A 13,083-nucleotide genomic window follows, 5' to 3' on the forward strand; every position below is an offset into this window, starting at 1 on the left:
GAATCATTTTTTAGAGGTCGGATACACACTCACTTTACCGAAATGTGATGTCTGATCAAATCGTTGATAGATGTCATTTAAAGCATCAAGTTCATATGGAATCTGTTCTTCAATTCGAATTTCGATTGTGCCATCTTCGACTAATTGCAAGAGTTCCGCTAAATGATGTTGCTGTTGCTTCATCTCATCTACTTTTCCTTTGAGCAACGGAAGTGCGACGAAAACAGCTTCAAGTGATAATGCTTTACTATGCATCATCGTTAAATCTTGTGTCGTCCGTGTCGCGATCGAAATGATGCGCCCCCGCTCTTTTGCGAGTATGAACGATTCTTGTAAGTGGTCACCACCGACTGTATCAATGATGACATCGAATCCATCCAGATCCAGTCGTTTGAGTAACGCTTCAGCTGATTCTTCCTTATACCGATGAACGCGAATCCCTTTCGCTTCTAGCCAAGCTGCCTTCTCGTCAGAAGAGGCGCTCGCTGTGACGTCACACCCATAATGACGAGCGAGTTGAACGGTAAGATGTCCTACTCCACCCGTTCCTCCTGCTACATATAAACGGATTCCGGGTTGGATTGCGATTCGCTCTTTTAAAATCTCCATCGCGGTCAATCCAATCACCGGTAAACAACCAGCAATTTCAGCCGAGACCCCTTCCGGTCGTAAAACCGCCATCTCTTCAGGCACAAGCATTTCTTCTGCTAACGCACCGGCACGTGTTCCAAGTCCACCGCCGAATGCAACGATGCGATCGCCGATAGAAAAAGACGTCACACCCTCGCCGATTTCAATGACTTTCCCCGTTACATCGCCCTGGAGAATTCCAGTCGTCGAAGCCGCCGCCACATGTCCGAAGAACATCTTCGTATCAAGTGGATTGATGCTCGACCCCTCGATTTGAATACGTAATTCGTACTTCCCCGCTTTTTCAGGTGTGACGTCTTTTTCTGTAAGCGATGCGTCTTTTCCGTACTGATCGACTACGAATGCTCTCATGAAAAATTCCCCCTTATCATCATTAGTCTATCATGATTCAGAATTCTCTCACATTAGGCGTTCATGCTATGATGAACATATCTTATGACGAGAAGGGACGTTTTTGATTTGAAACAAGAATTGATTGATCGTCTAACTACATACGTAAAGGTCGATACACAGTCGAACTATGAAAGCACAACTGTTCCAACGACCGAAGGACAATGGACACTGGCTCGATTGCTCGTAGAGGAGTTAAAAACAATTGGCATGGAAGAAGTCACTGTCGATGACAATGGTTATGTCATGGCGACATTATCCGCTAACACGGACGCAGACATCCCAACAATCGGTTTCCTCGCTCACCTCGACACGGCAACGGATTTCACAGGCACGAATGTCCGTCCGCAACTCGTGGAAGCATATGATGGAAATCCAATCACGTTAAGTGAAGTACCATCCGTGATTCTATCACCAACTGATTTTCCAGCATTACACAACTATGTCGGTCATACATTGATGACGACGGATGGGACGACGTTACTTGGTGCCGATAATAAAGCTGGTATCGCAGAAATCATGACAGCGATGCACCATTTAATCACACATCCGGAAATTAAGCATGGTCGCATCCGTGTTGCCTTCACACCAGACGAAGAGATTGGTCGTGGACCGCATCACTTCAACGTCGAAGCGTTCGATGCAACGTATGCCTATACGGTCGATGGTGGTCCGCTTGGTGAACTGGAATACGAAAGTTTTAATGCGGCTGCTGCCAAAATCGTCTTCCACGGAACGAATGTTCATCCGGGAACAGCAAAAGATAAGATGGTCAATTCACAGAAACACGCGATGGCGTTCCACGATCGTCTTCCTGGAGAAGAGTCTCCTGAATTTACTGATGGTTTTGAAGGGTTCTTCCATCTGATTTCGTTTGACGGTTCTGTTGAAAAGACGACGCTCGATTACATCATTCGTGATTTTGATCGTGAAGCATTCGAAGGACGAAAACACTTCTTGTCCGCCCTCGTTGATGAGTGGAACAAAAAGTATGGTGCTGGTAGTGTTGAAATCGATTTACACGATCAGTACTACAACATGCGTGAAAAAATTGAGCCTCACATGCAAATCGTTGATATTGCTCATGCAGCGATGGAGTCGCTTGATATTACGCCAATCGTTAAACCGATTCGTGGTGGAACAGATGGATCACAACTTTCGTACATGGGACTTCCGACACCGAATATCTTTACCGGTGGTGAGAACTATCATGGAAAGTTCGAATTTATCTCTGTCGATAACATGGTGAAAGCAACACAAGTCATCATTGCTATCGCTCAAGGTTTCGAACAAGCTTCGCGCTAATCAAAAAGCAGATTCTCAATGCTGAGAATCTGCTTTTTTTCATGTCTGACGCTGTTGTTTTTTTAGCCGGTAAATGTAGCCGATTAATAAGAAAATAATTAACGTCGAGGCAATCATGAGTTCTTTCGACCATTCGCCGACGAAAGAGTTGGAGTTTTCCTCAATCTCTCGCTCAGGCATCTGTTCTTTCATTTGGTCTGCTTGACGCTTCGTGATCTTAAAGCTGTCTTTCCACTTCCATGTCTTTTCTTCTCCCTCAACACGGATACGAATTTGATAGGTTCCCGGTTCTAAAATTCCCGTCGTTTCGATTGGTGTTTTCATATAAATCGATGGGGCAAATCGAATCTCCGTTTCTTTACGAACGACGACTTTTTTGCCTTGCGTAACGACGGCTTCGAATTTCATTGGCTGACTGATCGTTGGTACCTGATTGGCTAGCTTAACAAAGACGGTTGGTCTAGAAAAAGACGATTTTGCCTCTACCCCTTCGTACGTAATCTCGGGCGCCAGTTCTTTAATCGAAGATCGAACTTTCAAACCGATGATGTAAGAGTGACGATTTTGAATACCGATTGTATTTTTTTCAGCTGTTTCTTTTTCTGGTTTCTTCTCGACCCGAACACCAGCTAACAAGGTACCGTCTAAATCGTTCACGATCTCAAGTGGTAAAGAAACGACTTTCGATTCGCCTCCTTTAATGAACGTTGATTTCGTGTTTGGTTGGATGAGATCCGTCAAGGAAGTCGGAGCTAACGGGACAGGTTTCTTTTGATCATAAACAATCAAACCATTATCGTTCGTCGTCGCATTCCGGATTGATGTCAAAAACGTATGATCCTCCGGTCCATGATTGAAAATTCGAACTTGAATATTCGTTTTTTGTTTCGCTGTCATACGTAAATCAAAGTACGAGACACCCGAATCGACTTGATAGTCATTCGGAACGGCTTCAATCGAAAAGTTGACGCGATCTTCCGCGAAGCTAGCAGATGGTATTATCCAAGCGAGCAGCCCGTAAAATAATGCCACAAGAAAACAGATTCCCCATCGTTTCATCTTTATCTCCACCTGCTTTCCAATCAATTCACGACATCCGTAAGCGTCCAGTCCAGTGTCGCGGTATGTGTTCCTTCCACTTGAACGTTAACGGGTACATTAAGTTTGATGTAATTATTATCGGTACCGTTACCTTTCCAGTAAATTTGCCAAGTTGAGAACGTTCCTTCTGGGGATGTTAATATCGTTTGCGCATCTCCTTCATTTCCTGGTGTCAATGTTATGTCTGCTGTCGTAGGTGCCGTGAATCCTGATACATTCACTAATGTTTGAACAGTACCGGCATCAATAGATAACGTCGAACCTACTAACGAGGATGCTCCACCTTCATCTATAAAGTCTCCCAACTTCACGGTTACTTCCCATTCTGTCCGATTGACCCGTCGATCCGTTACTTGGAGAAATGGTTTTTGATCGGTCGCCTTAAACTCAGCTTTGTTAGAAAGCATTTCGTTTGATCCAAAATCAAAGTTAGGCGCATAATCGAGTGTCAATGGGCCTGTATTTCCTGTAGGTGTATTTCCGCCGTTTTTGTCTGGTTCGTATGGATTATTCGGATCTCGATCATCTGGATCCACGATGACCGGTGCTTCATTCGTCGTGAACGTGATTTTTGCCGTCGACTCGCCAGTAGAAGTCGTCGCCCATGCAGTGGTTGTTCCTAAAACCAAAGCCGTACCCATCAATACCGTCGAAACAGCGAAACGTTTCTTCATTTCTGTTCTCTCCTTTTCATGGTGCATTGATTAAACTCCATTGAATGTCTGCGCTATACGATGAAGGTTTTGGATATTTGCCAGTTAAGTCGAGAATAATGCCTTCGTTTTCTGCGTAGGTTAATGGTGTCTGATTCAAGCTTGCCGACATCGTTCCTGTTGCGATTTCAATAGCAGTCGCTTGTAACAGTTGGGTTTTGGAAGTTGTCTTAAAATAAAGAACATCGCTTAACACGTCATTGTCTGTACTCGTCAAAGGACGACTGAGACTTGCTTGTAGCTTCCAGTTGTAACCTGTTGCATTTTCATGCGAAATAGAAATCGTCATTGGTGATAAGCGAGGGATGATTTTCTCACGTCCTGTCAACTCATGATTTCCAAAGTCCAGTATGCTCGGAACGATTAAGTTGAATGTAGGTCCGATTCCAAGTGTTGCTGCCGCCGTACCACTACTTAAAACATTCAAATCAACTAACCCATCTGCTAAAACACTTCGAAATGTGTAGACTTTATCGACTCCGACTGGTAAATTTCCAACTTTAAAAGATAAGGTGAATCGATCGCTACTTAGAAGAGATAGCTTTAATAAAGAGCTAACATCTGCATAGATTTGGTTATTTGTTCGATCGATTATTGCTGTCACATCTCTCGTTTGCGATCCAATCCCAAGTAATCCACTATAGCGATATTGCAGTTTGACGGAACTCGTTTCAATACTTTGTATCACTTCTGGTGGTAGTCGAAAAATAATATACCCACTTGATAAATTTAAGCTCAACAATCCAGAAACAGTATTTTCTAACGTGATCGTTTTAGTCGTTCCATTATAGGAAGCATCTAAGCTTGATGTTCCAAGAAGTGCTACTCCAGCAAGCGTCGGTGCAACCGCTTGTTGCTTCTCTTGTCTTGGTTTAGTCGGCTTTAAGGTAGGTTCTTCAATTTTGCTCGATGATTCTTCTTCAGAATCAGGTTGCTCGGGAACTTCATTGTCCTTTTCATCTGGAGATGTCTCAGATGTCGGTGGATCTTCATTCTCAGTGGGGGATGTCTCAGGTGTTGGTGAATCTTCACTCTCAGTTGGGGATGTCTCAGGTGTTGGTGGATCTTCACTCTCAGTTGGGGATGTCTCAGGTGTTGGTGGATCTTCACTCTCAGTTGGGGATGTCTCAGGTGTTGGTGGATCTTCACTCTCAGTTGGGGATGTCTCAGGTGTTGGTGGATCTTCACTCTCAGTTGGGGATGTCTCAGGTGTTGGTGGATCTTCACTCTCAGTTGGGGATGTCTCAAGTGTTGGTGAATCTTCACTCTCAGTTGGGGATGTCTCAGGTGTTGGTGGATCTTCACTCTCAGTTGGGGATGTCTCAGGTGTTGGTGGATCTTCACTCTCAGTTGGGGATGTCTCAGGTGTTGGTGAATCTTCACTCTCAGTTGGGGATGTCTCAGGTGTTGGTGAATCTTCACTCTCAGTTGGGGATGTCTCAGGTGTTAGTGAGTCTTCGCTCTCGTTTGATGGTGTCTTCTCTACTTCTACGAGCTCTTCGCATTTTTCAATTTCCTCTTTTTCCAACAAGTCCTTTTTCTTTGAATCATTCAACGTCTCTTCACAAAACGATGACGTCAAAGGGTCTGGAATTTCGAATTCCTTAGTCGTCGCATGACTGTGCGGAATTGGAAAGCTTGTTGCCAGTAAGAACATTAAGATAATAAAAATATTTGGTGATCGATTTCGATACAATAAAATTCCCCCTTCAATTGCAACAATTCATTGACCTAGTTGATCTAAATGACTTTTCTTCACATCTTTTCCCTTCTAAATAAGGGAATTAAACCATTAATTTGGTAGTTAAAAGATATAAAATTAATCTTTATTTACTGATATACTAAAAATTAGTTCCATTAAACTGTTAATTCATTTGATTTATTATTACAAAATAAAAAAATGTGCTTGTTTCCAAGCACATCGGGTTTAATTCTTTTCTTCTGTCGTACTGTCTGGAATCGGTAATTGAACCATACTACCCGATCCACTGACGAGTGGTGACTTTCCGTCCCACTTCTTGACGGCTTCGTATTGAATCATCTCTTCGGTCAACGTCTTCTGTAATTCTTTTTGAGCTTTTGCCAAACCTTGTGCTTCGATCAGCCGAGCATCTGCTGCTCCTTTGGCTTCGACGCGTAAACGTTCCGCTTCTGCTTTAGCAATTTCAAGATCCGTTTTCTTTTTATCGAGTTCTTGTGACGCTTTGACACGTGCATCGATCGCTTCCTGTGTCTTTTCATCTGGTTTTGGTGCGCCGAGTGCGACGTCTTCAATGATGAAACCAATCTCTTTGACGTCTTCCGCAAACTGCGTCTGAATGCTCGTCGAGACGTTTCCTGATTTCTCACCAAACAGTTCAAGGACCGTAACTTTCGAGATTTGCTCACGCGATGCATCATAGAGACGTTGTTTCAGATAACCTTTTGCGATCTCATCGATTTCGATCGGTCCGAACTTGTTGAAGACTTTCGTTACCTTATCCGGTGAGACAGAGAAGCTGTATGTAAAGTCAACGACGATGTTCTTCCCGTCTTTCGTTGCAAGCGTCATGTTTTCAAGCGCTTTTGTCTGTGTCCGAATTGGATACTCTGTCACACGTGTGATCGGTGAAACGACGTGCCAGCCTTGCGAAAGCGTCTCATCTTTGACACCACTTGATGGTGTATAGACGACACCGACCTGCCCGGGTTCGATTTGTTCGACGATAAATGGCGTCGTTGCGAGCAATGCTAATACAAGTACACCAGCGATGATCATCGATGGGCGAATTTTTTTCTTTGGTTTAATTTCTCTCATTCTGAATCTCCTTTATCGATTTTTTCTTGGATATAGCGGTAGAGTTCCATGCCAAGCAAAACGATGAGGGCGAAAAATAATACAGTGAAAAAGATAGCCATCTAACCCCTCCTCTAACGAATTCCTTACCTTCTTCTACGTATCCATTTGGAAAATGTTTCATTTTTTTAAATGTCTGGTTGCTTATTTTTAATTTCTGTCCTAATATGGAGGGAACTTTGCCTGCTCTACGACAGATCACAATTTGTGGTACACTCGAATGAGCACATCACTTACTAGAAACGAGGGTTCATCTCTATATGATTACAGTACAAAACGTCGGTCTTCGCTTTGCGGACCGCAAATTATTCGAAGACGTCAACATCAAGTTCACACCAGGTAACTGTTATGGTCTAATCGGTGCGAACGGTGCCGGTAAGTCGACATTCCTGAAAATTCTCGCTGGTGACATCGAAGCACAACAAGGCGATGTCATTATCACACCAGGCGAACGTTTAGGCGTTCTCCGTCAGAACCATTACGAATACGAAGAATTCCAAGTCATCGAAGCGGTCATGATGGGACATAAGCGTCTGTATGAAGTCATGAAAGAAAAAGATGCTATCTATATGAAAGAAGATTTCTCAGACGAGGACGGCATGCGTGCTGCTGAGCTCGAAGGTGAATTCGCTGAAATGAACGGTTGGGAAGCGGAGTCGGAAGCTGCCATGCTTCTTCAAGGACTCGGCATCAAAGAAAACCTGCATTCGAAGACGATGGCAGAGTTGACTGGATCGGAAAAGGTCAAAGTCTTGCTTGCCCAAGCGTTATTCGGTAAACCAGACATTCTCTTACTCGATGAGCCGACGAACGGACTCGATTTGAAAGCTGTCAAATGGCTCGAAGAATTCTTAATCGGATTCGAGAACACGGTCATCGTCATTTCCCATGACCGTCACTTCTTGAACAACGTCTGTACGCACATGGCAGATCTCGATTACGGTAAGATTCAGCTTTATATCGGAAACTACGATTTCTGGTACGAGTCAAGCCAGCTTGCTTCCCGTATGGCAAATGATCAAAATAAGAAAAAAGAAGAGAAAATCAAAGAATTGCAGGCCTTCATCGCACGTTTCAGCTCGAACGCTTCGAAAGCGAAACAAGCAACGTCACGGAAGAAGTTGCTTGATAAAATTACACTCGACGACATTCGTCCATCTTCACGCCGTTATCCGTTCGTCGGTTTTACGCCAGAACGTGAAATCGGAAATGACCTCTTGATGGTCGATGGAATCTCGAAGACGATCGATGGCGTCAAAGTCCTCGATAACGTCCGCTTCTCGTTGAACAAGACGGATAAAGTCGCGTTCATCAGCCAGAGCGATATCGCGATCACGACACTGTTCAAAATCCTCATGGGTGAGATGGAGCCGGATAGCGGTACGTTCAAATGGGGCGTCACGACTTCCCAGTCTTACTTGCCAAAAGATAACTCGGAATTCTTCGAAGGCTCGGATAAGACGATCCTCGATTGGCTCCGTCAGTATTCACCGGCAGATGAGAGCGATACGTTCCTCCGTGGATTCCTCGGTCGGATGCTTTTCTCAGGAGAAGAAGTCATGAAGAAGGCATCTGTCTTATCTGGGGGCGAAAAAGTCCGTTGTATGCTTTCAAAAGCAATGCTCAGCGGTGCTAACGTCCTCGTGCTCGATGATCCAACGAACCACTTGGATCTTGAATCGATCACAGCACTCAACGATGGATTGATCGCTTATAAAGGCGCAATGCTCTTCAGCTCGCATGACCATCAGTTCGTCGAAACGATCGCGAACCGCATCATCGAGTTGACGCCAAACGGTATCGTCGATAAAGAAACGACATACGATGAGTACTTGAACAATGATACAATCCAACAGCAATTAACAGCGTTATACGCACAATGATTTTAAAAGAGACCGGAACTGTCGTTTCGGTCTCTTTTTTGAACACGGTGGAGGAGGAATGAGTCATGCGTCATCGCGTATGTGCTGCACTGATCGAAGAGGAACAGATATTGATGGTCGAGTTACACACCCCTTCTCGAACATTCTGGACGTTACCCGGTGGTGGTGTCGAAAACGGAGAAACAAAAGAAGAAGCCGTCGTGCGCGAAGTATTAGAAGAGACGCATCTTCACGTCACGGTCGAACAAAAACTTTATGAGATTTCAATTGATCAAGGGACGGAAACATGTTTTCTCGTTCGCCGTGTCTTAGGTAGTCCTGAACCTCGACTCGGGATCGATCCTGAATTATCGCTTGATCAACAAGAATTACGAGCTGTTCGGTTTCGACCACTGAATGAGATGCAAAATGATCCTCAGATTTCCCATTTGCGCCTACTATCGTAACGATATAATCTTTGAATTAAACGAAAATTTAATAACTATATTTATACCTAAAAATAGTAGTCGGTAACTAAGTTTTTTGATAATCCAAAATCGCTCGATCCAGCGATAGAAAACGGAAACGTTATCAAGGTTTCAACTGCCTATCCGTTTTACCGAGTGGTTACAAATCGTATACGAATCGATAAGATATGAAAAAACGGATTCCCAGGCTCGGGAATCCGTTTTTTCATGCGTTGTTCTTCTTTTGTTTTGCCGCTTCTTCTTCGACACGCTGCAACAACCCATGAACGATTTTCTCATTCTCTCGTTCACCTCCGAGAGACAACAAACTCTTTCCAACAAAGTTCGCTCCCTCGTTTTTTCCCGTATAGATCAATAGACAACGATCATGGTCGATTGGTTTGAGCGTAAAGGTCATCTCGATCTTGAATATTTTAGCCAATGTAAATCCAATCGTATTTTGTTTGAAGTCGGGTTCGTTCGTATAAGCTAAGTCGGTCACGATATAGGTTTCAAGTCGGTTACCCTGCATGTACGTTTGACGATACGTCGAACCGACCACACCCGGTTTTCGTTCGATTACCTCGTGCTGGACGACGTTTGGAATCAAACGCTGCAATCGCGTGTGATCAAACAAGTGCCATGCTTCCTCAATCGGAATATCGAGCTGTCGTTCTTCTCTCCACGTAATCATAGATCCGCCCCCTTTTCTATAGAAATACCCTGTCGTCCGGTCTTGTAACGTCCGGTGACAGGGCGGGAGCAGATTCTTATTTTACTGTGCTTGTTTCAAGTGCTGCTCCAAGGAACTTCGCCAGTTCGAGCATACCGTAGCGTCCTGCAGCTGCTTCAGCGTCCGAGTTGTAGTTCGTATTCGTATTGACGTCATACGTATAGATTGTACCTGACGCATCCTTGATAAACTCGATTCCGGCGACCGCGATTTGGTTCGCTTGGAGGAACGCTTCGTACTTTTCAATGATTGGATCATTGAAACCTTCAACGATTTGGAACTTCATCGGTGTTTGCGGTGCTTCTTCCCCAACTGGGCAGAACAAGTCGTCAATTACACACGCATCCGCTGGGCAGAGCTCAAAACCTTCTGACGTATCGACTTGGACTGCATAAACGAATTTCCCACCAACGAACTCACAGCGCGTGATGTATGGTTCTGGTGCTTGGATGTACTCTTGAATCAACGTGATGCCATCAACCGGTTCGTCAAATGTCGGACCATCGAGGTAGGCTTCAAGCGCTTCGATTGAATGGAACAGTTGAACGCCGAGTCCTTTCCCAGCACGGTTATGTTTCGTGATGAACGACGAAACGCCGATCTCTTTTGCCGCTTGTACAATTTGGTCGCGTCCGACTGCAGCCGTCGTCTTCGGTACACGAATTCCTGCTTTACGTAGTGCTGTATACTGATTGACTTTGCTGACTTCAAGGCGGAGTGCACGCGTTCCGTTAAAGACGGTCCGGTCGTGTTCTTCTAACCAAGCAAGGACACCTTCCGTCAACTCCGGTGCATAGCGGTGACCACGTGTATGCGAAGAGGCACTCATCCGGCTGTAAAAAACGCCTTCCGGTGGTACTTCATCGAGTGGAACGACTCCTTCATTCAAGTGCCACTGTTCATATGGTAATTCAAGTTCTTCGAGACGTTTGATGAGATGATCCGTCCATTCCTGGTTTTCGTGGAGAATATGAATTTTTGTCATGATTGTTGACCTACCTTTCGTTTTGCTTCGACCAGTGGCATTACGTCACGAGCAAAGCGTTCCATTTCTTCGAGTTGTGGTGAGAATTGTAATAAGAGTAACGTGACACCAACGGCTTCGAACGCTAGAATGCGTTCTGCGATCTGTTCTGGTGTTCCGATCAAGTTCGGTCTTAGACCACGGTTCGAGACGGAATAATCATTTCGTTCGACCTGTTGTTCCAGTTGCGATTTACTGATGAAATCCTGATAACCGGCATAACCGGCGCTATCTTCTTTTACATCCGTAATCCGTTGCCACTCTAGAAGCGCTTCTTCTTCCGTATCTCGGCAAATGATATAAGCCGCAAGACCGAAGCTTTCGAGTGGAGCTTGTCCCGTTGCTTCCCGACGTACTTTCATGTCGTTGATTTTGTGAGCGACTTCTTCCGTGGTGCCTCCATGCATGACATAAGCATCACAGTGTTCGACGATCGTTCGTTTTCCAGCTTCACTCTCTCCACCGGCGTAGAGCTTGATGCCTGGACGCTGGACTGGCTTCGGATGCAATTCTGCCTGCTCGATCGTGTAGTGATTGCCTGAGAAACTATACGGTGACGCATCTGCCCATAGTCCTTTCATGACCGTGACGAACTCTTCCGTCCGAGCATAGCGTTCATCGTGCGCCGTAAAGATACCGTTATACTGTTTCGCTTCCTCTGCCCACCAGGCTGAGACGACGTTGAGCGTAAAACGTCCTCCGCTTAACTGATCGATGTTTGCTGCCATCTTCGCTGTCGTCGCCGGATTATGGAACCCGGGACGAACTGCTGTCATGATCTCAAGGCGTTCTGTCGTTGCGGCAATCGCTGCTGCCGTCGTCCATGCCTCAAGACTCGGTTCCTTGATTCCTTTGATATCGTTTAAGTTCAATTCCGCGATCAATGTCGTCGAGAAGTTAATGCGTTCTGCTGTTTGTGCGACTTGTTTTGCATAATCGAATGTCGCCGGCATCTGTTCATCCTCGACATTCCGTAACCATCCTCCAAAAATCGGTAACCAAAAACCATACTCCACTCCATCATCCCCCTTATCATAAAAAAAACGCCCTTTTCGAAGTTCGAAAAGAGCGACGGTATCTTGTCCTGTCCGCTCTTATCTTCGGAAGGTATCCCTTCCTGGAAGTAGCACCTTCCGCTATAGCGGGGTTGCTGAAGTGTCTTCGGGCCAGTCCCTCGACTTCTCTAGATAAGATGTGTTGCATTTATCGTACAGAATTCACTGAACTAAAGCAACCATTAAACCGTCTTTTCCCATCGGAATTGTTTCAAACATAAAAAAATCCCGACATGATGTCGGGATTCAGTATTAATATGGTGCGACGAAATCCGATGTTGGTTCTGGCGCTTGTTCGCCACGAACACGATCATAGAATTTTGCCATTGTAACGCTGAAGTATGGTCCAACCCATAAAACAGCAAGACCAAGTGTAACAATTACGAGTAACGCCCAACCGATAAACGATAAGAAGAGCAAGAATGCTTCCATCTTGTGTCCATCCATGAGTTGACGCGAGCGTGTAATCGCTTCAAGAATACCGATTGACGGTTCATCCCGAAGGATGTAGAACGTTAACAAGTAAGAGAACGACTTGATGATCCCAGGGATGATCAAGAGTAGTGTCCATAAGAATAAAAAGACCGCTTGTACAATCGAGACGCCGATTACTTTACCGAAGATTTTATACGGTTCGAACAAATCAGCTACTTTGACTTCTTCATTACGTGCGAACGACATCGCGACCCACGTCCAACCCGCTGCGATTGGGATCAATAAAATCGATAGAATGATACTGACTGCACTCATCGCATTTAGATCTTGTTGAGGATCAGGTCCGATGAACGTCGGAACGCTCTGGATGATAGAAAACAGTACGAACATGAGGATGGCAAATCCCCAACGACCGCTGAGCGACTCCTTCGCTGCTTTTTTTAATTGAGATGACATGAGTAAGGTCCTCCTTGAAAAAATAAGTTCTCTTCTTACTCTACGGCTTAAAGTT

Annotated in this window: 12 protein-coding genes and 1 riboswitch; of the genes, 3 read left to right on the forward strand and 9 right to left on the reverse strand. The window is 44.8% G+C overall.

Going from position 1 to position 13,083, the window contains the following annotated elements:
• Positions 1-3: 3 nt before the first annotated feature.
• The gene (locus K6T22_RS16025) at positions 4-1,002 is read right to left on the reverse strand and encodes a zinc-binding dehydrogenase (protein ID WP_238238242.1); all 999 of its coding nucleotides are present in this window, start codon (positions 1,000-1,002) and stop codon (positions 4-6) included.
• Positions 1,003-1,110: 108 nt separating this feature from the next.
• Here K6T22_RS16025 and pepT point away from each other — a divergent pair, with 108 nt between their 5' ends.
• Positions 1,111-2,346: a peptidase T gene (pepT, locus tag K6T22_RS16030; RefSeq protein ID WP_238238243.1), complete on the forward strand. Its 1,236-nt coding sequence runs from the start codon at positions 1,111-1,113 to the stop codon at positions 2,344-2,346.
• Positions 2,347-2,385: 39 nt separating this feature from the next.
• On the opposite strand, the gene K6T22_RS16035 is transcribed toward pepT, so the two are convergent.
• From K6T22_RS16035 to K6T22_RS16050, 4 genes are all read right to left on the reverse strand, one after another.
• Positions 2,386-3,405, reverse strand: coding sequence for a WxLIP family cell surface protein (locus K6T22_RS16035; protein WP_238238244.1), 1,020 nt, complete (start codon positions 3,403-3,405; stop codon positions 2,386-2,388).
• A 23-nt stretch (positions 3,406-3,428) separates the two neighbouring features.
• On the reverse strand, positions 3,429-4,121 hold the full coding sequence (locus tag K6T22_RS16040) for a WxL domain-containing protein (RefSeq protein WP_238238245.1): 693 nt from the start codon (positions 4,119-4,121) through the stop codon (positions 3,429-3,431).
• Positions 4,122-4,137: 16 nt separating this feature from the next.
• Positions 4,138-5,856, reverse strand: a complete 1,719-nt coding sequence (locus K6T22_RS16045; RefSeq protein WP_238238247.1) for a hypothetical protein — start codon at positions 5,854-5,856, stop codon at positions 4,138-4,140.
• A gap of 231 nt (positions 5,857-6,087) precedes the next feature.
• Complete coding sequence (locus K6T22_RS16050; RefSeq protein WP_238238248.1) at positions 6,088-6,957, reverse strand: prohibitin family protein; 870 nt, start codon at positions 6,955-6,957, stop codon at positions 6,088-6,090.
• Positions 6,958-7,256: 299 nt separating this feature from the next.
• On the opposite strand from K6T22_RS16050, the gene K6T22_RS16055 reads away from it, so the two are divergent.
• Complete coding sequence (locus K6T22_RS16055) at positions 7,257-8,879, forward strand: ABC-F family ATP-binding cassette domain-containing protein (protein WP_050678786.1); 1,623 nt, start codon at positions 7,257-7,259, stop codon at positions 8,877-8,879.
• A 65-nt stretch (positions 8,880-8,944) separates the two neighbouring features.
• On the forward strand, positions 8,945-9,325 hold the full coding sequence (locus tag K6T22_RS16060) for an NUDIX domain-containing protein (protein ID WP_238238250.1): 381 nt from the start codon (positions 8,945-8,947) through the stop codon (positions 9,323-9,325).
• 226 nt (positions 9,326-9,551) lie between these two features.
• On the opposite strand, the gene K6T22_RS16065 is transcribed toward K6T22_RS16060, so the two are convergent.
• From K6T22_RS16065 to K6T22_RS16080, 4 genes are all read right to left on the reverse strand, one after another.
• Positions 9,552-10,019 carry an SRPBCC family protein gene (locus tag K6T22_RS16065; protein ID WP_023469781.1) on the reverse strand — a complete coding sequence of 156 codons (468 nt, stop codon included), beginning with the start codon at positions 10,017-10,019 and terminating at the stop codon, positions 9,552-9,554.
• Between the two features lie 76 nt (positions 10,020-10,095).
• Positions 10,096-11,043 (reverse strand): ATP-grasp domain-containing protein, encoded by a 948-nt coding sequence (locus K6T22_RS16070; RefSeq protein ID WP_238238252.1) that lies wholly within the window; start codon positions 11,041-11,043, stop codon positions 10,096-10,098.
• Complete coding sequence (locus K6T22_RS16075; RefSeq protein WP_238238254.1) at positions 11,040-12,098, reverse strand: LLM class flavin-dependent oxidoreductase; 1,059 nt, start codon at positions 12,096-12,098, stop codon at positions 11,040-11,042. The genes K6T22_RS16070 and K6T22_RS16075 overlap by 4 nt, the downstream gene beginning before the upstream one ends.
• Before the next feature lie 75 nt (positions 12,099-12,173).
• A riboswitch (SAM riboswitch) is annotated at positions 12,174-12,276 on the reverse strand.
• A gap of 113 nt (positions 12,277-12,389) precedes the next feature.
• A complete protein-coding gene (locus K6T22_RS16080; protein WP_238238255.1) occupies positions 12,390-13,028 on the reverse strand; it encodes a DUF975 family protein in 639 nt (212 codons plus the stop codon).
• Positions 13,029-13,083 lie beyond the last annotated feature (55 nt).

The sequence above is a fragment of the Exiguobacterium acetylicum genome, assembly GCF_022170825.1.
In the GTDB taxonomy this organism is placed as follows: domain Bacteria; phylum Bacillota; class Bacilli; order Exiguobacteriales; family Exiguobacteriaceae; genus Exiguobacterium_A; species Exiguobacterium_A acetylicum_B.

What these genes read in the sequence shown, in the direction of transcription:
- K6T22_RS16025 (WP_238238242.1), bottom strand. Translation starts at nt 1,002, where the DNA reads ATGAGAGCATTCGTAGTCGATCAGTACGGAAAAGACGCATCGCTTACA.
- K6T22_RS16035 (WP_238238244.1), bottom strand. Translation starts at nt 3,405, where the DNA reads ATGAAACGATGGGGAATCTGTTTTCTTGTGGCATTATTTTACGGGCTG.
- K6T22_RS16040 (WP_238238245.1), bottom strand. Translation starts at nt 4,121, where the DNA reads ATGAAGAAACGTTTCGCTGTTTCGACGGTATTGATGGGTACGGCTTTG.
- K6T22_RS16050 (WP_238238248.1), bottom strand. Translation starts at nt 6,957, where the DNA reads ATGAGAGAAATTAAACCAAAGAAAAAAATTCGCCCATCGATGATCATC.
- K6T22_RS16055 (WP_050678786.1), top strand. Translation starts at nt 7,257, where the DNA reads ATGATTACAGTACAAAACGTCGGTCTTCGCTTTGCGGACCGCAAATTA.
- K6T22_RS16060 (WP_238238250.1), top strand. Translation starts at nt 8,945, where the DNA reads ATGCGTCATCGCGTATGTGCTGCACTGATCGAAGAGGAACAGATATTG.
- K6T22_RS16065 (WP_023469781.1), bottom strand. Translation starts at nt 10,019, where the DNA reads ATGATTACGTGGAGAGAAGAACGACAGCTCGATATTCCGATTGAGGAA.
- K6T22_RS16070 (WP_238238252.1), bottom strand. Translation starts at nt 11,043, where the DNA reads ATGACAAAAATTCATATTCTCCACGAAAACCAGGAATGGACGGATCAT.
- K6T22_RS16080 (WP_238238255.1), bottom strand. Translation starts at nt 13,028, where the DNA reads ATGTCATCTCAATTAAAAAAAGCAGCGAAGGAGTCGCTCAGCGGTCGT.